Here is a 22,796-nt window from a genome sequence, read left to right as displayed (position 1 = left end):
CTCTATCCCTGTGTCAGACTCCGGTTGATGCTCTCCGCCGCATCGCGGCCTTGCGCCACGGCCGAAACCGTCAAATCGTCACCGCCAAAAATGCAGTCGCCGCCCGCCCAGACATTGGCGAGCGAGGTGCGCCCTTCCGCATCGACCTTGATGCGGCCGGCCTCGAGTTCGATCGCAGCACCGCTGCCGTTAAGTGCCGCCGGCACAAAGCTCTGGCCGATTGCCTTGAACACCTGGTCGGCGGTCAGCGTCAGCCGCTCGCCGGTGCCGACAAGACTGTCGCCGTTCATCGCGGTGTATTCGAGCTCGATCCCCGACACTTTGCCACCTTCGACAATGACCCGCTTCGGCTGCAGCCAGTGGCGGATGGTGACGCCGTTGGCGGCTGCCAGATCCTGCTCGAACTCGGAAGCGTTCATGTGTTCCTGGCCGCGCCGGTAGCAGATCGTCACCTCCTCGGCGCCGAGCAGCTTCGACTGCACGGCGGCGTCGATCGCCGTCATGCCGCCGCCGATGACGACGACGCGCCGGCCAACCGGCAGGCTCGCGAGATCGCTGGCCTGGCGCAGTTCGGCGATGAATTCGACTGCATTGACGACGCCACCGGCCTCCTCGCCATCGGCGCGCAGCGCATTGACGCCGCCAAGCCCCATGCCGAGGAAGACGGCATCGTAATTCCGGATCAGGTCCGACAGCCGGTAGTCGCGGCCGAGCGCCCTGCCGTTCTGGATATCGATGCCGCCGATCCCCGTGACATAGTCGACCTCGGCCTGGGCGAAATTGTCGATGCTCTTGTAGGCGGCGATGCCGTATTCGTTGAGGCCGCCGGCCTTCAGGCGGGCTTCCAGTATGGTCACCTCGTGGCCATGGCGGGCGAGCCGGTGCGCCGCGGCTAGACCGGCCGGACCGGCGCCGACCACGGCGACCGACTTGCCGGTCGATTCAGCGCGCGAATAAAACTGCTTGTGCTCGGCCATCGCGACATCGGTGGCATATCGCTGCAGGCGGCCGATCTGCACCGGCTTGCCTTCCGCCACCTCGCGCACGCAGACCTCTTCGCAAAGCGTCTCGGTCGGGCAGACGCGGGCGCACATGCCACCCAATATGTTCTGGTCGAAAATCGTCTTGGCCGAACCGATCGGGTTGCCGGTCGATATTTGGCGGATGAACAGCGGAATGTCGATCGAGGTCGGGCACGCGTTCATGCACGGCGCATCGTAGCAGAAATAGCAGCGGTCGGATTCGACCAGCGCTTCGTGGTGATCGAGCGGCGGATGCAGGTCGGAAAAATTCTCGGCGTACTGGTCGGCGGCAAGCCGGCCGCCGGCAATGCCGTCCTTGAACTGGCCTTCTGGCATCGTCAGTTCCCCATGTTTTCGTTTTGGGGAAGGCTAGCACGTTTTATTTTTTTATCAATTGGTCAATTTTCGCCGCAAGCCACTGAAAAGCCTAGCTGATAATATGATCGGACCACTCATGTTATGGCCTATGTCACGGGCGAAAAGCCAGTGCTCGTAGCGCCGCCATGAATCGACCTGATCTCGTCGGCAACCAGTTGCTGCAGCCGCCACAGATTGCGGTCGCGGATGCCGAATTCCTCGAGGTGGCTGACGGTGTTGTAGAGATATTCCGCACCCGAGCCGACATGGCCGCAGGCCCGCGCCAACACCCGCGCCACCCGATCTAGCGGCTGCCCAAGCGAGGTTCCCCTGCCCGTCACCCCGACCCAGAAGCCGAGCGCCCGTATCCGGCCCTGCTCCGTGCGCACGGGAACCCACCGGACCGAGCTGACACTCTCATGGTCGTCGATCTCGCGCCGCAACAATCTTTCGATCTGCTGCGGCTTGTCGCCGTCGGGCAGGCGGTAGATGACGCCGTCGCATCGGCCGCCGCGTTCGAGCGCCATCATCAGCCCCGGCTGCGCGACGCTGCCGCGCCAGCGCACCATGTCGAGGCAGAAGGAGCGATGCCAGCCAAACGCAGTGGCGCGCTGGCGTTCGACGGACTCGAAAGCCGGCTTCCAGATCAGCGAGCCATAGGCGAACACCCATAACGGCCCCGCATCGGCTTCGTCGGAGAGCCGTAAGGCAAGCGTGCGAAAATCCTCATCGTTCAGCTGCGTCCAACTGCAGTCGGGTCCGGGATCGACCTCTTCGCGATGACACAGTGACACAAGCTCAGGCGTGAGCGACATAAGGCGCATGAAACGACTACCCCTCGTTTGCCCAAGGAAAGTCGAAAACCGCCGCACGTGCAAGGCGTCGGTGGGGCGAAGTGCGGAACGATGTGTCAACGCAGCCGTTGAATTTTCTCCGGTTCGCTGTCGGATTCGCGTCGCTGAAAACGTCCTTTGATGGATCGGACGACGATCTATGCATAGGTGAGGAGACCGAGAATGCCGAGATCCCCAATGCCCTTCTTCTGGTACGAGTTGATGACCAGCGACCTCGATGCGGCGCAAGCGTTCTACACCACCGTGGTCGGCTGGCGGGCCGAGCCCTTCGACAAGGCGCCCGGCATGCCGCGCTATATCGTGGTGAACTCCGCCGAGCGTGGCGTCGGCGGGCTGATGACCCTGCCCGAGGAAGCAGCCAGGACGGGTCTGAAGCCGGCCTGGTTCGGCTATATCCACACCAGCGATACCGATGCCTCGACCGAGGCACTGAAAGCCGCCGGCGGGGCTGTTCACCGCGAACCCGACGACATTCCCGGCGTCGGCCGCTTCTCCGTCGTCGCCGACCCGCAAGGCGCCGCCTTCATGTTCCTGCAGCCCAATGGCCCCGACCAGCCCGTCCTTCCGGCAACGACGCCGGGCCATGTCGGCTGGCACGAGCTTTATGCGTCCGACCGCCAGAAGGCCTTCGATTTCTACTCCAGCCAGTTCGGCTGGACCGATGCCGGTAGCATGGACATCGGCGAGATGGGCATCTATCAGACCTTCTCGGCCGGCCCTGAATCCGGCGGCGGCATCATGAACAAGCCACAACAGCTGCCGGTGCCGGTGTGGCTGTTCTACTTCAATGTCGATGCCATCGACGCAGCCGCCAAACGCGTCACCGACAATGGCGGCAAGATCGTCATGGGTCCGATGCCGGTGCCGACCGGCCAATGGATTGCCCAGTTCACCGATCCGCAAGTCGCTTATTTCGCGCTGATCGCGCCGGGCCGCTGATCCCCTCCGGTACTCGCCTGCACGGAACTGCTCTCATCGCACTGCCGGTGCGATGAGAGGCGCGTCCGGGCGCGGTCACTCCGGCGCCAGCACCGCGACCTTGAGGTTCTCTTTCCTGGCGCCGCTGAGCTGGATCGTGGCTGCGCCAGGCGTCAGCTTGAAGCGCACGCTCTTGCGGATGCCGGGGCAGGTCTTCACGCCGGTGAAACCCGCTGATTTCACGGCTTGGCCATCCTGAATGACGTCGACCCAGGCCTCGTCGGACAGGCTGATCTGGAGCTCTCCTTCCGGTGGCACCGCCACGTTTGCCGTCGCGCCGAACGTGCCGGCTGCCGGCGCGCGTTGCGGTGAGACCGTGAAGCTGACCGCATCGACCGGCTCCAGCGCCATATCCGCGGCTTCGCCGAAAGCAAGAGAGGCACCGGACTGCGCGGCGGGCGCAGCCGGAAACAGTTCCTGCTCGCGTGTCACCGGCCATTTGAAGGCATCGCAGCCAGCATCAGCGGTCATGGCGAAACTGGTGCTTGCGAGAATTGCGAACAGGCTGACGGCGACTTTTTTCATGGCTAGGAACCCGTTTGGTTTGGAGTGTCTACACGCAGGCATACAACTTAAACGAGCCGTATGCAACCATAACGAGAACAAATTTTGAAGTCCAGACTGGAAGTGATTTCCAATCACCGATTGTTGATGACAGGCCACGCGAAGTGAATGGTCCAGCGCCGGGTGATAATTTATGGCCGGGCCGCAGGGTTGGAAAAATGGAGTTTAGATGAAGCTTTTTGACGGTCTCGCCAGATTTCAGCCGCAGGCACTCGGCGTCCTGCGCATCATGACGGCCCTGCAGTTCCTCGAGCATGGCTCGCAGAAACTGTTCAATTTTCCGGTCAGCGCCGAGCCTCACGCTCTTAGCGGCCTGACGGCGACGGCAGGCATCCTGGAGTTCGCCGGTGGCATCCTGCTGGCGCTCGGTCTGTTCACCCGCCCGGTCGCGTTCCTTCTGGCCGGCGAGATGGCCATCGCCTATTTCATGGCGCACTACCCGCGCGACTTCTTCCCGGTCAACAACAGCGGCGACGCGGCAATCTCCTTCTGCTTCATCTTCCTCTATCTGGTGTTTGCCGGCGCCGGCGCCTTCGCGCTCGACAACCGCCGCAGCACCTGACGCGCCTGATGCATGTCGCCCAAAAGTGCGCAGCGGTTTTGGGATAACGACTTGCACAAAACAAGACTCTGAAGCGCCTCGGCGAAGCCGAAGCGCTTCAGGCGCGCATTCGCTCGAAGTTCGCGTCAAAGAGCGGCGCTGCCTGAACGCGCGCCGCGTGGCGCTTGCCCAAAAGTTCGATCTCGAAGCCGTCGCTCTTGTCTGCGATCTCCTTCGGCACATAGCCGATGGCGACGGATTTCTTCGAGTGATGCGCATAGCCGCCCGACGTCACCCAGCCGCGCACCGCGCCATCGTACCAGATCGGCTCGTCGCCGATGACATCGGCATCGTCGGCATCGAGGATAAATGTGCGCAGCCTGAGCTTGCCGCCCTGCTTGCGCTCGGCAAGAGCGCCGGCCTTGCCGACGAAATCGGCATCCTTGCCATAGGCGACGAAACGGTCGAGCCCGGCCTCCAGCGGCCCGTAGATCGGCCGGTATTCGCGCGCCCATGAGCCGTAGTTTTTCTCCAGCCGCAGCGCATTGAGCGCGCGCGAGCCGAACAGGCCGAGGCCGAATTCCGCGCCTGCCGCCATCAACGCCTGGAAGGCAGCGCGCTGATATTCCGGCGCCACCCAGATCTCGTAGCCGAGATCGCCGGTGTAGCTGACGCGGCCGACCAGGCACGGCGCCATGCCGATGTCCATTTTCGCGACGGCCATGAAGGGGAATGCTGTGTTGGCGACATCCGCGCGGCTGACCTTTGCCAGCACCTCCCTCGCCTTGGGTCCGGCGATCGCCAGACCGGTCAGTTTCTGCCCCAGCGCCTCCATGCGCACTGAGCTATCCGCAGGTAAATGCGCCTCGAACCAGCGCATATGATACTGCTCGGCGATACCGGAGCCGGCGATGAACCACTCGGTCCCGTTGGAATTGGGGGCACCGATATTGGCCAGCGTGAAATCGCCGATGAGCTTGCCGTCATCCTTCAGCATCGGCGCCAACGTCATGCGGCCTGGCTTGGGCAACTTGCAGGCAAAGATCCGGTCGAGCCAAGCGGCCGCCCCTTCTCCCGTCACCTTGTATTTGGCGAAGTTCGAAATCTCCGCCAGGCCGACGCTTTCACGAACCGTCGCGACCTCATTGGCGACATGGGAAAAATCGCTGGAACGCCGCCACGAGAATTCGTCCCTGACACCCTCGGGCGCATACCACAGCGGCACTTCCAGCCCATAGGACACACCCCATTGCGCACCCTTGGCCGACAGCAAATCGTAGATCGGCGTCGTCTTCAGCTGCCGCCCGGCGGGCAGCTCCTCATTGGGAAAGCGAATCGAGAAGCGGCGCGAATAATTCTCGCGCACCTTGGCGTTGGTGTAGGCCATCGTCGCCCAGTCGCCATAGCGCGCCACATCCATGGCCCAGATGTCGGCGCCGGGATCGCCCTCGATCATCCAGTTGGACAGCGCCAGACCGACGCCGCCGCCTTGTGAAAAGCCCGCCATGACCCCGCAGGCGACCCAGAAGCCCGGAAGGCCGCGCACCGGCCCGACCAGCGGATTGCCGTCCGGCGCGAAGGTGAAGGGGCCGTTGATGATCTGCTTGATGCCGGTCCTCTCGAAGGCCGGGAAATGCCGGAAGCCGACTTCGAGCGACGGCGCGATGCGGTCGATATCCGGCTCCAGCAGTTCATGGCCGAAATTCCACGGTGTCTGGAATTCGGACCAGACCTTGTTGGCCTTCTCATACGTGCCCATCAGCATGCCGCCGCGCTCCTGGCGCAGGTACAGCTCACCGTCGAAATCGACGGCATGGATGATCTCGGTCCCCGTCTTGGCGTTCCACGCCGCCACCTCGGGCATATCCTCGGTGATCAGGTACATGTGCTCCATTGCCAGCACCGGCAGCTCCAGCCCGACCATGCGGCCGACCTCGCGCGCCCATAACCCGCCGGCATTGACGACATGCTCGGCCACCACTTCGCCCTTGTTGGTGATGACGCGCCACATGCCGTCGGGCCGGCGCACAATGTCCTCGACCTTGGTGAAGCGCTCGACCTCGGCGCCCAGTTTCCGCGCGGCCTTGGCATAGGCATGCGTCACGCCGGAGGGATCGAGATGGCCGTCCTCCTTGTTGCGGACGGCGCCGACGAATTGTTTCGGGTCGAGCAGCGGCATCAGCTCGGCCGCTTCATTGGCCGATATCTCCTCGAGGTCGATGCCGAGGTAACGCCCCTTGGCGACGACGCCGCGCAGCCAGTCGAGCCGCGCCTCGGTTGCCGCCAGAAGCACGCCGCCGGTCAGATGTACGCCGGTCGCCTGTCCCGACAGCTCCTCGATCTCCTTGTAGAGCGAGATCGTGTATTTCTGCAGCTTGGCGACGTTGGGGTCGCCATTGATCGTGTGCATGCCGCCGGCCGCATGCCAGGTCGAGCCGGAGGTCAGCTCGTCGCGCTCCAAAAGCACGACATCGGTCCAGCCATGACGCGCCAGATGGAACAGCACGGAGCACCCGACGACGCCACCGCCAATGACCACGACCTTTGCATGCGATTTCATGAGTTTTGCTCTGTTATCAATGAGTTGAGGAGATAAGGTGAATCAGAAAGGCAGCGCCGCGCGCCGACGCTGAAAAAGTCACGGCTCGCCCTGCCCGATCGCTTCCTTGCGCCTGGCCACATACGCCTCCAGCGCCTCGCGCACGGCGATATCCATCACCGGCTCGACATAGTCTTCCAGCGCCTTCTTCCACAGCCGGGTCGCGCGCGCCGTCGTGTCGAGGCCGCCGGCCTCCTGCCATGCCTCGTAATTCTGCCAGTTGGACAGTATCGGCTGGTAGAAGGCGGTGGCATAGCGTTCCAGCGTGTGCGGTTCGCCGAAGAAATGGCCGCCGGTCGGCACCGCGCCCAGCGCCTCGACCGCAAGCTCCGCCTCGTCGACGACGATCGGGCGCAAGAACTCCATCATGTGCTGGATCATCTCGACATCAATGATGAGCTTTTCGAACGATGCCGTCAGCCCGCCCTCCTGCCAGCCGGCGGCATGATAGACGAGGTTGCCGTGGCCGAGCACAGCGCCCCACAGCGCCATCAGCGTCTCGTAGGCGCCTTGCGCGTCCGCCGCATTCGATGCCGACCCCGGTGTCGTGCGGTAGGGCAGATTGTAGCGCCGCGCCAATTGCCCCGAGGCGATGTTGGCCTTGGTGTTCTCCGGCGTTCCGAAGGCCGGCGCGCCCGACTTCATGTCGACGTTGGAGGTGAAGGCGCCGTACATCACCGGCGCGCCGGGGCGCACCAGTTGCGTCAGCACCACGCCGAACAGCGCCTCGGCATTCTGCTGCGCCAGGGCGCCGGCGAGCGTCACCGGGCTCATCGCGCCCATCAGCGTGAACGGCGTCACCGCCACCGACTGGCCGAACTCAGCCATGGTCATCAGCCCTTCGGCCATCATCTCGTCGAAACGCCGCGGCGAGTTGACCGAGATGATGGTGGCAATGCCGGGATCATCGCGCATCTCGTCCAGCGTCAGCCCGCGCGCGATTGCCATCATCTCGATGCCGTCCAGCGCCCGGCCTCGTCCGATCGCCGAGACATGGAACGATTTGTCGGTCAGCGTCAGGTTGGTGAAATAGGTATCCATGTGCCTGGTGTTGGCCGGCAGTTCCACCGGCGCGCAGACCTGGTTGCCGAGCATGTGGATGCAGTTGAAATGCTGCGCCAGCCGGGTCAGATCGGCATAGTCGTGCAAGTTTCCAGCGCGCCGGCCGCGCTCCATGTCGTGCACATTGGGCGGCCCGGCGACGAGGGTGAAATTGATCGTGTTGCCGCCGAGATGAATGGTGTTGGCGGGGTTGCGCGGCGTCAGCCGATAGCTGGACTGCGTGGTCTTCAGCGCCTCGGCGACAAGGCCCCGGTCGATGCGGACATTCGCGGTCGCATGGTCGACTTTTGCGCCCGCCTTCTCGAACAGCGCCAGCGCCCGCTGAGACATCACCTCGATGCCGAAATTTTCCAGAATGTGCATCGACGCCTGGTGGATCGCTTCGACCTGGTCGACTGAGAGCATCGCCATCGGCGGATAGGGATTGGTCACCCGCCGCAGTGGAAGTTGCGGGATGGCGGCGGGCCCCCGGTTGCTGGTTCGCTCCGCGCCGCGCTTTCGTCTTGGTTCATTCATGCCTGGCATCAGAGCGCCGGCATCCGGATATCGCTGTCAGAAATCCGCCCTTCGCGGGCGTGATTTTATCCAAGGCGGCATTTTTGAATTCTGATGGAGATAAAGGCGACGCGAAAGGTCGGAATAATGATACAGGCCCACCGAGCGCAGCCAAGCCGGCAAGCCGTTAAGAAACACCGCAAGATTCCCTTTATGATTTCGGCCTATTCGTTTTCCAATGCGTAGTTCGAGTTTGAGTAAAATTGTAGCGGTTGGCGTGCTGCTGGCTTTGCCGGCCTGCGCGACGCCGCCCAACCATATCAACAATGTCTGCGCCGTCTTCGACCAGAACGACGGCTGGTTCGACAACTGGCAGTCGGCCGCCGAGCGCGCCTCGCAGAAATACGGCGTCCCTGTCCCCGTGCTGATGGCGACGGTGCGCAAGGAATCCGGTTTCAAGAGCAATGCCAGGCCGCCGCGTACCAAACTGCTCGGCTTCATTCCGTGGAAACATGTCTCGTCGGCCACCGGTTTCTCGCAGGCGCTCGACGGCACCTGGTCGCAATATCAGAGCGAAACCGGCAGCTGGGCGGCGCGGCGGACCAAGTTTGCCGATGCCGTCGATTTCGTCGGCTGGTATCATTCCAAGACATCAGACACGTTCGGCGTCGCCCGCAACGACACCTACAATCTCTATCTCGCCTACTATCTCGGCTGGACCGCCTACGGCCGCGGCAACCGTGGCGATGCCGGCGTGCAGGGCTATGCCAGGGCGACCGAAAAGATGGCCCGCGACTATGCCGAACAGCTGCAGCAATGCGGCAGCTGACGTTGCCAAGCGGTCTTGCAGCCACGCAGTTTGCGATCGAAGCGGAACTCAGCCATTCATTCGCTTGGGATCAGGTGGAGGATCGACCTCCCTCCCTTTACCGCTGCCGTCGACAGCTTTCGGTCAAACGTCGCCAATTGGCCGTCACGCGCCTTGGCGAGTCCCAACAGATAGCTATCCGTTACCTGTGCCGGGGTGAGGATCCTGGCTGCATCGATGTCGTTGGAACCGACAAGGCTGATCTCGTCAGGCCAGAACTGATGTCCTGAAAGGGCATGCAGCTTGCCGACAATCTGCGCCACCACGGCGGGCGAACCCGGAGAATTGGGGTATTTCGGGTTGCTTACAATCCTGATGACGCCATTCTAGGTAATGGGACATGTTGCCCATGATAAATGCCCGGTGGATTGGAACCACCGATGGGCATCTTCATGCGCGACGTGAGCCGGATCGATCAACGCAATCAACACATTGACGTCGAGCAGGAAGGTCACGCCAATTCGTCGCGAAGCGCATTGACCATTTCGAGATCGACCATCGGGCCGTCGGGCCGCGATGCAAGCAAGGGGATGCCGTTGCGTTCACCGCCGGTCGGTGGCCTGCGCAGTGAGCGGCGAGCCAGATCGGAAATGACATCGCCAACGCTGCGATCCTGCTGCCGCGCCATGGCCTTGGCCGCAAGTAGGACATCGTCATCGATTGCAAGTGTGGTTCTCACAATATGCTCCCTATCGCGCATCAAACATCACGCATCACATAATGCAATGGACAGCAATATTCAAGCGAACGTAGCTGTCGTTCCTTGAGCTATGGCGACGCTGCGGCAATGCGCCAACGAGCGGCATTGCCTCTATGGCTGGTCAGCTCGGCTTCTTGCCATGCGGGCGCTTCGGCGGTTCGCCGGCGAAACCGGGGCCGATCCCATCCGGTGCGTCTTCCGGCACGCCCTCATGCGCTGCGTGTTCCCTGTCGAACTTGATCACGGGCTCCATCGTCGCCAGCACATCGTCCGACAGCCAGCACAGGCTCATATGGCCATCGCCGAGATGCTTCACCGGCGGCACCTTGGTCTCGCACAGATTGTCCGGCACCAGTTTCTTGTAGCCGCAGCGCGTCTGGAACGGGCAGCCGCTCGGCGGGTTCATCGCCGACGGGATATCGCCTTCGAGCACGATGTGCCGTTTGACCACGCTGGTGTCGGCGATCGGGATAGCCGACAGCAGCGCCTCTGTGTAGGGGTGATAGGGTGGCGCGAAGATCTGGTCGGTCGTGCCCTGCTCGACGATGTAGCCGAGATACATGACGACGACGCGGTCGGCGATGTAGCGCACGACGGACAGATCGTGGCTGATGAACAGCATCGTCGTCTTGTTCTTGCGCTGGATGTCCATCAGCAGCTCGGTCACCGCCGCCTGCACCGAGACGTCGAGTGCCGACACCGGCTCGTCGGCCACCACCACCTTGGCATCGCCGGCAAAGGCACGCGCCACGCCGATGCGCTGCTTCTGGCCGCCTGAGAGCTGACGCGGCTTGCGCGTCTCGAAGGCCCGCGGCAGCTTCACCAGGTCGAGCAGCTCCAGCATGCGCTTGCGCCGCTCGGCGACATTGTTGCCGACTTTGAATTTTTCCAGCGTGCGGATGATCTGCGAACCGACGGAGTGGCTGGGATTGAGTGTATCGAACGGGTTCTGGAACACCATCTGGATCGACGACACCGTTTCGACGCTGCGCTTCTCGATGCCGGTCGACTGGATCTCCTTGTTGCCCAGCGTCACTGTGCCGGCACTTGCCGTCTCCAGCCCCAGCAGGACCTTGGCCAGTGTCGACTTTCCGCAGCCGGACTCGCCGACGATGGCGACGGTCTCGGATTCGCGCGCCATGAACGAGATCGTCTCATTGGCCTTGACGACGCGGCCTTCGCTGGAGCCGAACACTTCGCTGCCGCCGACCTTGTAGTATTTTCTCAAATCCTCGATCTTGAGCACCGGGGCGCCGGGCACGACCTTCTCATTGACCTTCTTGGCGCCGGGAGGCAGCGCTTCCCAGTCGATCTCGTTGAAGCGCACGCAGCGCGAGAAATGCCCTTCGTGACCGGCGACCTCGATCATCGGGATTTCGGCGGCGTTGCAGACGCCCTCGACGAAATGGTGGCAGCGCGGCCCGAAATTGCAGCCCTTGGGCCGCTCATGCGGCAGCGGCAACTGGCCAGGGATAGAGATCAGCGGCCGCGAATTCTTGTCGGCGCCCGGCAGCGGAATCGAGCGGAACAGCCCTTGCGTATAGGGGTGACGCATCCGGTCGAACACGTCCTTGATCTTGCCGGTCTCGACCGCTTCGCCCGAATACATCACCGTGATGCGGTCGCAGGTCTCGAGGATGAGGCCCAGATTGTGCGACACGAAGATCATCGACGTGCCGAACTTCTCGCCCAGCCCCTTGACCAGTTCGACGATGCCGGCCTCCACCGTCACGTCGAGCGCCGTCGTCGGTTCGTCGAGCAGAAGCAGCGCCGGCTTCGACAGCAGCGCCATGGCAATGACGATGCGCTGCTGCTGGCCGCCGGACAGCTGGTGCGGATAGGAACGCATCATGCGTTCGGGATCGGGCAATCTCACCGAGCGCACCATTTCGAGCGCCCTTTTGTAAGCCTCTTCCTTCGACACCTTGTCGTGGATCAGCGGCACTTCCATCAATTGCTGGCCGACCTTCATCGCCGGATTGAGGCTCGCCATCGGCTCCTGGTAGATCATGGCGATCTTGTTGCCGCGGATGGAGCGCAACTCCTCGTCGGACAGCTCGCCCATGTCCTTGCCCTGGAACTTGATCTTGCCGCCGACGATCTTTCCGATGTTGGAGAGGTCGCGCATGATGCCGAGCGACACAGTCGACTTGCCGCAGCCGGACTCGCCGACGATGCCCATGGCTTCGCCCGGCATCACCGTGCAGGAAAAGTCCATGACGGCAGGGATCTCGCCCTTGCGGGTGAAGAAGGAGATCGACAGGTTCTCGATCTCGATGATCGGCCCATTGGTCGACTTTGGGGGATTTCGAACTGCCTCATTCATGGGTCGCTCCAATCCTATTTTCATGCTCGCGGGCCGAAACCCGCAGATCAGTCTTTCATCGATTGTTCGCGCAGCGAGTCGGCAAGCAGGTTCAAGCCCAGCACGAACGACATCAGCGCGATGGTCGGCGGCAGCGCCGGGTGGATGAAGGAGCGCAGCAGGCGGCTGGCGTCCTTGATTGCGGTGCCCCAATCCGGGCTCTCCGGCGCCAGACCCAGCCCGAAATAGCCGAGCGTGCCGAGCAGGATCGTGGTGTAGCCGATGCGCAGGCAGGCATCGACGATCAGCGGTCCGCGCGCATTGGGCAGGATCTCCCACAGCATGATGTACCAGGGCGATTCACCGCGCGTCTGCGCCGCCGCCACATAGTCGCGCGTCTTGATGTCCATCACCAGGCCGCGCACGATGCGGAACACGCCGGGGCTTGAAGCAAACACCACCGCCACGAAGATATTGAGCTGGTTGGGGTCGATGTGGATGATCTTGAACGGATCGGCATCGAAGACCAGGCCGGCATAGACCCAGCCGCCGATGATCAGCGTCAGCCCGAGCAATATATAGAGGCGGTCCGGCCGGTTCTTGTAGCGCGTCCAGAACAGTACGGAAAAGAATATGATCGGGAACAGGAAGAACAACCCGGCCATGGCGTAGGGGATGGGCGTATCCATGATGCCGGGCGTCACCAGCAGGTAGAACAGCAGGATCACCGGGAAGGCCAGCACCAGATTGGCCAGGAACGACAGCACGGTGTCGATCCGGCCGCCATAGTAACCGGCGGGCAGACCGAGCGTGATGCCGACCATCAGCGCGAAACCGGTCGCCGCCGGTGCGATGATCAGCACGATCTGGCTGCCATAGACCATGCGCGAAAAGACATCGCGGGCGAGCTTGTCGCCGCCGAAATAGTAGATGAGTTTCGATACCGGCTCGAGCGCGCCCGGCAGCGCATCCTTCATGATCGGGACCTGGGCGAGCGGATCGAAGGGCGCGACGGTCGACGCGAAGATTGCCGTGAACAGCCAGAACAGGCAGATGCCGACACCGACTATGCCGACGCCGCTATCGAACAACTGGCCGTAGAGGCCGAGCCTTTTCTTGTAGGTGAAGCTCACCCCCATCACCAGGGCAAGCCCTAACCAGACTGGCCAGAAACGCCCAATCACGCCGAGCACGACATTGAAGGCACCGATATATTCGACCTGCATCTGCCCCAGCCCCCTATTGAACTCTGATACGCGGATTGAGGAACGCGTAGCCGACATCCGAAATGAGCTGCGTGATCAGCACGATGAACACCGAGACCAGTGAACAGCCAAGCAGCAGATCGATGTCGTTGTTGCCGGCGGCCTCGACCAGCGTGTAGCCAAAGCCCTGGTAGCGGAACATCACCTCGACGATGACGACGCCGGTAAGCAGCCAGGGAAATTGCAGCATGATGACGGTGAAGGGCGCAATCAGCGCATTGCGCAGCGCGTGCTTGACGACGACGCTGCCGAAGGAAAGCCCTTTCAGCCGGGCGGTGCGGATATATTGCTGCGTCATCACCTCGACCATCGAGGCGCGTGTCATGCGGGCGATGTAGCCGATGCCGTAGATCGCCAGCGTCATCACCGGCAGGGTGAAATTGTAGAAGGTGATGCCCTGGCTTGCCGAGGCGGCCGAACCGTTCAGCCAGCCGAGCCAGGAGGCGAAGATGACGGTGAAGATGACGCCGGACACATATTCGGGCGTCGCCGTCGACGCGATCGATGCGACGGACAGCGTTCGGTCCGTTCGCGAGCCCTCGCGCATGCCGGCCAGGATGCCAATCAGCAGCGAAATTGGCACCATCACCAACAGCACACAGAGCATCAGGATACCGGTGGCGGCGAGTGCGGGGAAGAGCTTTGACGCAACGGAGGTTTTGAACTTGGTCGAGCAGCCGAAATCACCTTCCAGGATGCCGGAGAATTTCGGCTCCAGCGGATCGTTGCAGAAGGAGAAACGCTGCGTCGGCTTGCCGGTCGCCGGATCGGTCACCGGTTGTTTCGGGACGACGCCCAGCCATTGGCCGTAGCGCACGAAGAAGTTCTGCCGGTAGCCATGGTTGACCAGCCAGCTTTCGAGCTGTTCGGCCGATGTGTGCATTTCGGTCTGGCTGATCGCCAGCTTCTTCAAATTCGGCTCGAGGTTGATCAGGAAGAAGACGATCATCGTCAGGCACAGCATCGTCAATGCCATGGTGCCGAGACGCCGGATTACGAAAGAAAGCATGGCGGTCCCCTGCCGGTCTGGTTGGGGTTGGAGCCAGTTCGAAAAACCAGCTTTGCCGTTGCCGGCAGAGTTGGCCGTCAAATCGGCACTCGGATGCAATCAACCCAGTTTATTGAACGGTCTTTCAGGAGAGTCCGCAACTTTTTGCTGCGGCGGCTTCCGGTTCTGGGCCATGCGAGGCGTGACGGGAAGGAGCGAAGCGCCCCTTCCCTGACGTTCCGATCACGCCTGGTCGAGCCAGACCTTGCCGTAGTCGCGCTCGAAGGTCGGATGCATCTTGTAATTCTGCACCGCCTTGACCGAGTGGCTGTAGAGCTTGCGCCAGTATGGCTGGATCATGATGCCGGAATCCTGCAGGATCTGCTCGATGTCCTTCATCATCTCCTTGCGCTTGGCCGCATCGGCAACGGCCAATGCTGCATTGAGCTTGGCATCCCATTCGGGGTTGGAATAGGCCGACTCGTTCCAGGCCTCGCCGGTGCGATAGCCGATCGCCAGAACCTGGACGCCGAGCGGCCGCATGTTCCAGTTGGTCATCGACAGCGGGTACTTGGTCCAATCGTTCCAGAACGTCGAGCCCGGCAGCACCGTGCGCTTTACCTTGAGGCCGGCGTCGCGCATCTGCGCGGCGATGGCGTCGCCGGTATTCTTGTGCCAGTCTTCGTCGACCGTGATCAGCTCATGCTCGAAGTCGGCCTGGCCGGCTTCCGCCATCAGCGCCTTGGCCTTGGCCGGATCGCGAGCGACTTTGGACAGCTCGTAATATTCCGGGTGGATTTGGCAGACATGGTGGTTTTCAGCCACCGTGCCGGCATTTCCGTAGCCAAGCTGCAGAACGACATTGTTGTCGACCGCCAGTTGCAGCGCGTTACGCACCTTCTGATCGCCATAAGGCTTGTTGTTGATGTTGGTGCGGCACACGATGGTCGAGGCGGTGACGATTTCGGACTTGACCAGGTCCAGTCCGTCGAGGATCGACACATAGTCGGCCGAGGTCTCGAAATTGGTATGGACTTCGCCGGCCTCGAAGGCACTGACCATGGCTGCCGGATCGGTGCCGTAGTCGACGAATTCGATGCCGTCGAGGAACACCTCGCCGTCCCACCACTTGTTGTCCTCGCGGCGCTTGTAGACCACCTTCTGGCCGACATCGTAGGAGACGAGCTCGAACGGACCGGTACCGATCGGGCAGGCTTTGAAGTCGCCGCCCTTCTCGTCGAAGCTCTTGTGGACGATGAGACCGGGATAATCGCACATGTTCGGAATGAGCGCGATGTCGGCCTTGCCGAGCTTCAGCTTGACGGTGTGGTCGTCGACCTTGGTCACGGCGCTTTCGTCGAGCTTGTCGTCCTTGACCAGCGTGCCGAGACGGCCAGGCATGGAATTGCCCTCGGCCTTCTTGTCGGCCCAGCGCTTGAGATTGAAGATGACGTCATCGGCGGTGAAGGCATCGCCATTCGACCAGGTCACACCCTTGCGAACATGCAGCGTGTACTCGGTGGCGTCGTCGTTGACCTCCCAGCTCTCCAGAAGGTACGGGCGGAACGTGTATTCGCTGGTGTACTTGACCAGCGGCTCAAGCGCCTGGCGCTCGGCATTGGCGATTTCCGACCAATCGGCCTTGCGTGGATCCTTGGGATCCTTGACCCATTGCGCGACTTTCAGGATGCCGCCCTTCTTGCCCTGCACCTCTTCGGCCCTGGCTTGGGTCGGCACGGCTACGCCGAGCATGCCGTAGGCCATCGCAGTCGACGCGCCGAACACGCTCGCCATGGCGAGGAACTCGCGGCGATCGACTTTGCCTGCCTTGGCTTCTTCGGCCATGGCCAGGATGTGATCGGGAACGCGATCGCCATTACTCTTGTAATTTGTCATACCTTAACTCCCATTGTTGGCTTTCCGCCTTTTAACATTCCGCATCCCTGCCGTGATGTCAAAGACGGCATGGCTACGGAACCTATTAGGGAATGTGCAACTTTGAAAAGGGAGCGGTTCGCGTGATAACGACAGACTTGGCGCAAAAGTGCTAGCGCGCCCAGATTCCGCCGGAATCTGCTTAGGCGAGTAACTGATACATTTGGGCGGGTTGAGACAGCGCCAGTTCCGGCGGCGGTAAGGGCCAGGAACTCAATATTCCTTTTCGTAGAAGATGCCGCCCTTGGCCTCGCCGCCATCGTTGGCCTCGCCGCGCAGCTTGACGCCGCGTCCCACATTGAGGTCGATCGTCGCCTTGCCCGATCCTGGCCTGTCGCCTTTCTGGATCGTCACATAGGTGCGGTCATTGAGGTACTTGCCCGCCGACACGGCGGTGCCGCCCTGGTCATCGGTGGTCACATCCAGGTCGTCGACGCCGATTGCACTGCGCAGGTTTTCGAGCAGCGAGGTCGAGCCGCCGACGCCGGCCAGTTGGCCGGCGGCCTCGGCCAGCTGCGCGATCTGAAGCGGCGACAGGTTCGACATAGAGCGGCCGAAAATCAGCTGCGCCAGCACCTCGTCCTCGGGCAGCGCCGGCACCGAGGAGAAGTCGAATTTCGGATTGGTCGCTTCGCCCGAGACGACGATGGTGACGGTGGCGCTGGTCGTGGTCGATGTCGCGGTCAAGTTGAGGTAGGGCACCAGCGAGCCCGAAAAGCCGACCGTGCCTTCGGTAAAGGTCAGCCGCTTGCCGAGGATCGACAGCCGCCCACGCTGCAAGGTGAAGGTGCCGACCGCCTGCGGCGAAGCCGCCGGGCCGGTCAGCCTCAGCGAACCGCCGAACTCGGCATCGACACCCCTGCCCTGGATGAAGATCTGGTTCGGCGCATTGACCGTGACGTCGAGGACAAGCCCACTGCCGCCACCCCCGCTGGCCGCCGCCGGTCGCAAGGCCTTGTCCTGCGCCCGCACGGAGGCGGGCGCGTTCTTGTGCTTGACACCGAGCGCCGCCAGCGAGCCCGGCAGCTTATCGGGAACGGTGATGACGGTCTTGGCCAGGTTGACGGTGCCCGAAATCACCGGCGCCGAGGTGAGCGGCCCCTTGATGGTCAGGTCGCCGCCGAGATTGGCTGTCACCACCCTGCCGTCGGTATAGCGGCCGTCAACCAGCTTGATAGACAAATCGGCTGGGAAACCTTGCGCCGGATTGATGCCGAGTGTGCCGGAGGCCGACAGGCTGCCGCGTGTCGACAGCGTGCCGGTCAGCCGGTTGATCCGGGCAACGCCGTTGCCGATCGAAATGTCGGCGGCAATGTCGTTGACGGCAAGGCCGGAGCGCGCGTCGACCAGGCGGGCGCCCGACGTGCTGACCGTGCCGCCGATCACCGGCGACGCCGCCGGGCCGCGCATCTGGATATTGACGTTGGCGGTGCCGCTGAGCGACAGGCCTTGCGCCGCAAGCTTGGCGGCCAGGAAGGAAAATGGCACCTTGCCGTTGAAGTCGAGCACCAGCGCTGGTGTGCCGGCCGTCGTTACCGTACCGCCGCCCTTGAGGCCAAGCCCGGCGCCGTCGCTGATGTCGGCGTTGAAGGTGAGCTTCTTGCCGGCGAATGTTCCCGACGAAGAGATATTCATGCCGCCAAGACCGGCGCTGCGCGTCTGCGAGGTCTGCACCCCACCAGCATCGATATCGAAAGCGACAGTCGGATTGCCCGGCGCGCCGGTTACCTTGACTGTTCCCGAAATCGAACCGGCGGCCTGGAGGCCCGGCGAAAAACTGTTGGCGAGTGAGGCCGGCACCTTCGACAGCGCGGCGCTGATGTCGAGTGCCTGCCCGACCTTGCCGGTCACCGTCGCCGTGCCGCCACCGAGATTGAGCACCAGCTTGTCCAGCGTCGTGGTGCCGTTCGCGATGCTGACGGTCGAGGCCTGGGCGATGGCCGCCTTGATGCCCTGCACCGTGGCCTGGCCGGAAGCGAGTTCGATGGTGGTGGTGCCGCCAGCCACCTTTACCCTGCCCGCAGCCTTCGCCGGAATGCCCTTGACGGTGGCGCCGCCGGAAAACCCGGTCCAGTCGCCGTCGCGCTTCAAATCGACATCGATGCCGCTGATGGCGGTGCCGCCGGAAATGACGCTGTCGGCGCGAATTTTGCCCGAGATGACCGGCGCGGCGAGATAGTTGGCGACCAGCGCATCGATCGACACCGTCTTCGCCTGCAGATCGCCGCGCGTGATCGAAGCGGTCGCAGCCTTGACGGCGACGTTCGGGCCATCCGCGGTCTTTGAGAAGGCGATGGTGCCGCGCACGTCGCCTTCGGCCTTTTCCAGCGCCAGCGCCGCCAGCGGCCCGATATCCGGCAGGTCGAGCGCGATGGTGCCGACCGGCACGAAAGCCTCGTCGAGGGCGAGGTCGCCGGAAATCCTGTTCTTGCCGAGTGACAACAGCAGGCCGTTGATGGCGCTCTTGCCGTCGGCCGTGGCCAGCACCGCGCTGCCTTGAAGCGCCTGCCCCGCGACATTGCCGGTCAGTTGCACATTGGCCGCCGGATTGGCGGCGTCGGCCTTGCCGGTTGCGGTCAGCTTCAACCCGGTGATTTCGCGTTCCGCCACCAGCAGCCGGTCGCTGTTGACTGTCAGCGACAGGTCCGGCGCCAGGCTAGGCCCCTGCGCGCTGAGTGCGAAGCTGATCGCGCCTTTGGCATCTTTCGACAACAGTGAGATGTCGGCCAGTGCACCCTTGATATCTGCGCTGAGCTTATTGTCGGCGAGACTGGCCTGACCGTCCGCGGTCAGTGCGCCCGACGCCAGCTTGACCGGATTGGCGCTGACATTGCCATTGCCATCCCGCTTCAGCGTGGCGCTGAGCTGCGTGCGCTCTGCCAGCACGCTGCGCGCCGCCGCCGGCAACGCCGCCGACAGCACGTCGGCGTTGAGGTTGAGGTCGATTGCTCCATCGGCAAAGCCGACACGGCCATTGAAGGCGCTGCCCAGCGCATCGGCCTGCACCGAGCCGCTGTCGATGGTGATCGCGTCCGCCGCCAGGGTGCCGGCGATCTTGGCGGTGATCTTGCCGGCGATCAGCGGCGCGATGGTCGGATTGTCCAGACCGATCTTGTCCGCCGTCACCGTGCCCGAGATCGGACCGGTTCGGCTTTTCATATCAAATGCATCGGAATGCAGCGCAAGCGCAATGCCCTCGACCTTGGCGTCATCCGTCGCCACCGAAGGCAGTACCGCCGAGATGTCGAGCTTGGCTTGCGCAGCCTGCCCGGCCGCCTTCACCGACAGCGCCTGCAATTCGAGCTTGATCGGGCTTTCCGCGCTGCCCAGCGTCAACGGCAGGCTCGGACCTGACGATGTCAGATCGAGCGCGAAATCGCTGGCGCCGTTCGGGTTGAGGGTGCCGGCCGCCTTGCCGGAGATTTTCTCACCCGAAAGCGTCGCCTGGTCGAGCACGACGCCGCCGGCCGCGGAATAGCTGCCGGCCGCATCGACATCGAGCGGCCCGAGCCCGGCCTGACGGGTCTGGCTCGTCTCGGCGCCGGCCAGCTTTGCATTAAAGCGAATGTCGGGATTTGCTGATGGCCCGGTGATTTGCGCCGTGCCGTCGAGCGTGCCCGCGGCATCGAGGCGGGGCGAAAAGCCATTGGCAAGCGCAGCCGGCAGCGCCGAGAAGGTCGCCGCCAGATCGAGCGTCTGGCCCGCCGTGCCCGACAGCGTCACCGAGCCGCCGCCGAGATCGACTACCAGCCTTTGAATGTTGGTTATGCCATCGGCAATGGTCAGGCTCGACGGCTCGGCGATCGCCACCTTGATGCCGCGCACCGTCGCCTCGCCGGACGCGATCTCGACGCTGGTCGCGCCGCCAGCAATCTTCGCCCGCCCGGCAGCTGTCGCCGGAATGCCTGATATGGTTGCTCCGCCGGTGAAATTCGTCCAGTCGCCGTCACGCTTGAGGTCGACGCCGATGCCACTGACGACGGTCGTTCCCGAGGTCACGCTCTCGGCCTTGATCGTGCCGGAGATCGCAGGGCTGTTGAGATAGTTGGCGATCAGTGCGCTGACGGTGACTGCCTTGGCTGCCACATCACCGCGCGCGATCGACACGCTGGCTGCATTGATGGTGACAGTGGGAGCCTCGCCGTCTTTGGCGAACACCACGGTGCCGCCGATATCGCCGGCCGCCGTCTGCCCGGCCAGCGACGCCAGCGGCGCGATATCGGGCGCGGAGATCGTCAGCGTCCCCAGCGGCAGGAATTTCTCATCGAGCGTGAGGTCGCCCGACACCTTGTTGTCGCCCAGCGCTACGCTGAGCCCCTTGATGGAGCGCTTGCCATCGCTCGTCACCAGCGCCGCCTTGATGGCGAGCGGCTGTTCGTCGACCGCGCCGGTCAGCGAGATATCTGCGGCCGGGCTCACAATGTCGGCCTTGCCCGATGCGGTCAGCTTGATGTCCTTGACCGTGCGGCCGGAGGCCGTCAGGCTGGCACTGTCGGCCGAAACCGAGAAATCCGGTGCGTTGCGCGCGCCGCTTGCCGTCAGCGCGAAATCGACCCCGCCGGCGACCGGCACGCCGACCAGCGAAGACAGCACCGAGACGTCGCCGAGCTTGCCCTTGATGTCGGCCTGGATATCGCTGCCTTGCGCGCTGGCGGTGCCGCTGGCGCTCAGCGAACCGGAAGTGAGTTCGATCGAGTTGGCGGCGAAAGAGCCCTGCGGATCGCGCGTTGCGGTCGCCGAGAATTTGACCCGTTCGCCAAGCAGCGAACTGATCTGCGGCGGCAGCGCCGTCGACACAGCATCGGCATTCATCTTCAGCGTCATGGCGAGATCGGCCAGCGTCACCTTGGCCGTCAGCCCGGCATTGAGAGCATCGCTGCGCAGCGTGCCTTCGTCGAGGGAAATCTCGTCCCTGCTGATCGAACCGGCAAGAGAGGCCGTCAGCTTGCCGGTGATCAGCGGCGCCAGCGTCGCCACGTCGGTCTTCAGCCCGGCGGCCGCCAGACTTACACTGACCGGGCCGCTGCGGCTCTCGATGTCGAAACCGTCGGAATGGATCTTCGCATCCAGATTGTTCACCTGAGAGCCGCCCGCCACCACCGACACCAGTGAAGCGCTGGCGTCAATCATCGGCGCCTTGCCGTCACCGAAGGCGCGCGCGGTCACATTGTTGATGGCCACCATGATCGGCTGCGCCTGGGTACCGACATTGACCGTGACCGGCTTGGCTTTGGCCACGAGTTCGACCGAAAGGTCGCTGGCGCCCTTGGGGTCGACCATGCCGGCAGCGGTACCATGAACTGCGTCGCTCTCGATCGCAGCGCGCTCGATGTCGACGCCGCCGGTCGCGGTCGCGGTGCCGGCTAGGTCGAAGCTGGTCTTGCCGGCAAACAGCGACTTGAACCGTTCCGGCAGGAAGCCTTCGAACGAACCGTCGCCCTTGGCCTCGATCCGGTTGCCCTTGTCGGTGAGCTGGTGCCGGCCGGTGAGCTGGGTAACGATCTGACCGTCGACCATGAAGGTGCCGATGCCGCTCCAGTTGGCCAGCGGCCCGGTGCCCGAGACGACGATGTTGACCGGCGGCGCGCCGGGTAGCTTGAGCAGGTTGGCGATGATGCCGCCGGCCGGCTCGGAAGCCTTGAGATCGAGGTCGAGCTTGTTTTCATCCGGCGCGAAGTGGATGTTGGCGTCGACATTGCCTTGCTTGCCGTCATGGCGGGTAACGTTGAGCACCGTCTGGATCGCCAGCGGCGACGCATCGACCTTGGCCGATCCCTTGGCCGCAAGTTCGGCAATGCCGCTGCCGGCAAGTTGCTGGCCGAGCGCGATCTCCGGCAAATCGATCGCTCTGATATCAAGCGAAACCGGCAGGCCGGTCGACCCGCTCTTGCTCGGCTCGGTGCTCGCCACAGGCAGCCGTGCCAGTTCTATCCGTTCGGCCGCTATGCGGTCGGCGCTGAAATTCTTCGACAACAGCGCCAGCGGCGACCAGTCGACGGCCACCTTGCGGGCCACCAGCCAGGCGCCCTCGCGGTCTTCCAGCACGACATGGTCGACCGTCAGCGCGCCGGACCAGATACCGTTAATGCCGCTGACCGTGACTTTGCTGTCCCCTGACGAGGCCATGTCAGAGATGATGCCGGCGAGATTTTCGCGGCCGCGCTCGGTCTTGGTCAGCACGACCAACGCGCCGATGCCCGCCGCCGCCACGATCAGCAGCGTGTAGAAAAACAGGCGAAGGATGCGTTTCAAAATCTTCATCG

At 63.2% G+C, this 22,796-nt stretch carries 14 protein-coding genes and 1 pseudogene; 3 read left to right on the top strand and 12 right to left on the bottom strand.

Annotated features, from left to right (window positions below; all coding sequences use genetic code 11):
• Positions 1-2: 2 nt before the first annotated feature.
• The gene (locus NLY33_RS15475; protein WP_023705590.1) at positions 3-1,358 is read right to left on the bottom strand and encodes an NAD(P)-dependent oxidoreductase; all 1,356 of its coding nucleotides are present in this window, start codon (positions 1,356-1,358) and stop codon (positions 3-5) included.
• 128 nt (positions 1,359-1,486) lie between these two features.
• A complete protein-coding gene (locus tag NLY33_RS15470) occupies positions 1,487-2,203 on the bottom strand; it encodes a gamma-glutamylcyclotransferase (protein WP_023705591.1) in 717 nt (238 codons plus the stop codon).
• Between the two features lie 192 nt (positions 2,204-2,395).
• On the opposite strand from NLY33_RS15470, the gene NLY33_RS15465 reads away from it, so the two are divergent.
• Complete coding sequence (locus NLY33_RS15465; protein WP_023707719.1) at positions 2,396-3,172, top strand: VOC family protein; 777 nt, start codon at positions 2,396-2,398, stop codon at positions 3,170-3,172.
• A gap of 75 nt (positions 3,173-3,247) precedes the next feature.
• Here the strand turns inward: NLY33_RS15465 and NLY33_RS15460 are convergent, their stop codons facing one another.
• Positions 3,248-3,736: a hypothetical protein gene (locus NLY33_RS15460; RefSeq protein ID WP_023705593.1), complete on the bottom strand. Its 489-nt coding sequence runs from the start codon at positions 3,734-3,736 to the stop codon at positions 3,248-3,250.
• 208 nt (positions 3,737-3,944) lie between these two features.
• Here NLY33_RS15460 and NLY33_RS15455 point away from each other — a divergent pair, with 208 nt between their 5' ends.
• Positions 3,945-4,337 (top strand): DoxX family protein, encoded by a 393-nt coding sequence (locus NLY33_RS15455; protein ID WP_023707718.1) that lies wholly within the window; start codon positions 3,945-3,947, stop codon positions 4,335-4,337.
• A gap of 97 nt (positions 4,338-4,434) precedes the next feature.
• Here the strand turns inward: NLY33_RS15455 and NLY33_RS15450 are convergent, their stop codons facing one another.
• Both NLY33_RS15450 and NLY33_RS15445 read right to left on the bottom strand, forming a co-directional pair.
• The gene (locus NLY33_RS15450) at positions 4,435-6,876 is read right to left on the bottom strand and encodes a GcvT family protein (RefSeq protein ID WP_023707717.1); all 2,442 of its coding nucleotides are present in this window, start codon (positions 6,874-6,876) and stop codon (positions 4,435-4,437) included.
• 78 nt (positions 6,877-6,954) lie between these two features.
• Entirely contained in the window at positions 6,955-8,493 is a 1,539-nt protein-coding gene (locus NLY33_RS15445) for a trimethylamine methyltransferase family protein (RefSeq protein WP_023707716.1), read from the bottom strand.
• Between the two features lie 217 nt (positions 8,494-8,710).
• Between NLY33_RS15445 and NLY33_RS15440 the strand changes: the two genes are divergently transcribed.
• Positions 8,711-9,301, top strand: a complete 591-nt coding sequence (locus tag NLY33_RS15440) for a transglycosylase SLT domain-containing protein (protein WP_023707714.1) — start codon at positions 8,711-8,713, stop codon at positions 9,299-9,301.
• Positions 9,302-9,357: 56 nt separating this feature from the next.
• Here the strand turns inward: NLY33_RS15440 and NLY33_RS15435 are convergent.
• The 7 genes and pseudogenes from NLY33_RS15435 to NLY33_RS15405 form a co-directional block, all read right to left on the bottom strand.
• Positions 9,358-9,795: pseudogene (locus NLY33_RS15435) on the bottom strand (TA system VapC family ribonuclease toxin).
• Positions 9,792-10,019: a hypothetical protein gene (locus tag NLY33_RS15430; protein WP_023707713.1), complete on the bottom strand. Its 228-nt coding sequence runs from the start codon at positions 10,017-10,019 to the stop codon at positions 9,792-9,794. The pseudogene NLY33_RS15435 and the gene NLY33_RS15430 overlap by 4 nt, the downstream one beginning before the upstream one ends.
• 142 nt (positions 10,020-10,161) lie before the next feature.
• Positions 10,162-12,366, bottom strand: a complete 2,205-nt coding sequence (locus tag NLY33_RS15425; protein WP_023707712.1) for a dipeptide ABC transporter ATP-binding protein — start codon at positions 12,364-12,366, stop codon at positions 10,162-10,164.
• Between the two features lie 47 nt (positions 12,367-12,413).
• Positions 12,414-13,571 (bottom strand): ABC transporter permease, encoded by a 1,158-nt coding sequence (locus NLY33_RS15420; protein WP_023690814.1) that lies wholly within the window; start codon positions 13,569-13,571, stop codon positions 12,414-12,416.
• 13 nt (positions 13,572-13,584) lie between these two features.
• Positions 13,585-14,619 (bottom strand): ABC transporter permease, encoded by a 1,035-nt coding sequence (locus NLY33_RS15415; protein ID WP_023668188.1) that lies wholly within the window; start codon positions 14,617-14,619, stop codon positions 13,585-13,587.
• 222 nt (positions 14,620-14,841) lie between these two features.
• A complete protein-coding gene (locus tag NLY33_RS15410) occupies positions 14,842-16,494 on the bottom strand; it encodes an ABC transporter substrate-binding protein (protein WP_023705598.1) in 1,653 nt (550 codons plus the stop codon).
• A 252-nt stretch (positions 16,495-16,746) separates the two neighbouring features.
• Positions 16,747-22,794 carry a translocation/assembly module TamB domain-containing protein gene (locus NLY33_RS15405; protein WP_023705599.1) on the bottom strand — a complete coding sequence of 2,016 codons (6,048 nt, stop codon included), beginning with the start codon at positions 22,792-22,794 and terminating at the stop codon, positions 16,747-16,749.
• Between the last annotated feature and the right edge of the window lie 2 nt (positions 22,795-22,796).

It is taken from the genome of Mesorhizobium sp. C432A (genome assembly GCF_030323145.1).
In the GTDB taxonomy this organism is placed as follows: Bacteria; Pseudomonadota; Alphaproteobacteria; order Rhizobiales; family Rhizobiaceae; genus Mesorhizobium.
This window is presented reverse-complemented; position numbering and strand designations above follow the sequence as displayed.

Excerpts from the sequence above, each read along its gene's own strand:
- NLY33_RS15475 (WP_023705590.1), bottom strand. The coding sequence starts at position 1,358 with ATGCCAGAAGGCCAGTTCAAGGACGGCATTGCCGGCGGCCGGCTTGCC.
- NLY33_RS15470 (WP_023705591.1), bottom strand. The coding sequence starts at position 2,203 with ATGCGCCTTATGTCGCTCACGCCTGAGCTTGTGTCACTGTGTCATCGC.
- NLY33_RS15465 (WP_023707719.1), top strand. The coding sequence starts at position 2,396 with ATGCCGAGATCCCCAATGCCCTTCTTCTGGTACGAGTTGATGACCAGC.
- NLY33_RS15460 (WP_023705593.1), bottom strand. The coding sequence starts at position 3,736 with ATGAAAAAAGTCGCCGTCAGCCTGTTCGCAATTCTCGCAAGCACCAGT.
- NLY33_RS15455 (WP_023707718.1), top strand. The coding sequence starts at position 3,945 with ATGAAGCTTTTTGACGGTCTCGCCAGATTTCAGCCGCAGGCACTCGGC.
- NLY33_RS15450 (WP_023707717.1), bottom strand. The coding sequence starts at position 6,876 with ATGAAATCGCATGCAAAGGTCGTGGTCATTGGCGGTGGCGTCGTCGGG.
- NLY33_RS15445 (WP_023707716.1), bottom strand. The coding sequence starts at position 8,493 with ATGAATGAACCAAGACGAAAGCGCGGCGCGGAGCGAACCAGCAACCGG.
- NLY33_RS15440 (WP_023707714.1), top strand. The coding sequence starts at position 8,711 with ATGCGTAGTTCGAGTTTGAGTAAAATTGTAGCGGTTGGCGTGCTGCTG.
- NLY33_RS15425 (WP_023707712.1), bottom strand. The coding sequence starts at position 12,366 with ATGAATGAGGCAGTTCGAAATCCCCCAAAGTCGACCAATGGGCCGATC.
- NLY33_RS15420 (WP_023690814.1), bottom strand. The coding sequence starts at position 13,571 with ATGCAGGTCGAATATATCGGTGCCTTCAATGTCGTGCTCGGCGTGATT.
- NLY33_RS15415 (WP_023668188.1), bottom strand. The coding sequence starts at position 14,619 with ATGCTTTCTTTCGTAATCCGGCGTCTCGGCACCATGGCATTGACGATG.
- NLY33_RS15410 (WP_023705598.1), bottom strand. The coding sequence starts at position 16,494 with ATGACAAATTACAAGAGTAATGGCGATCGCGTTCCCGATCACATCCTG.
- NLY33_RS15405 (WP_023705599.1), bottom strand. The coding sequence starts at position 22,794 with ATGAAGATTTTGAAACGCATCCTTCGCCTGTTTTTCTACACGCTGCTG.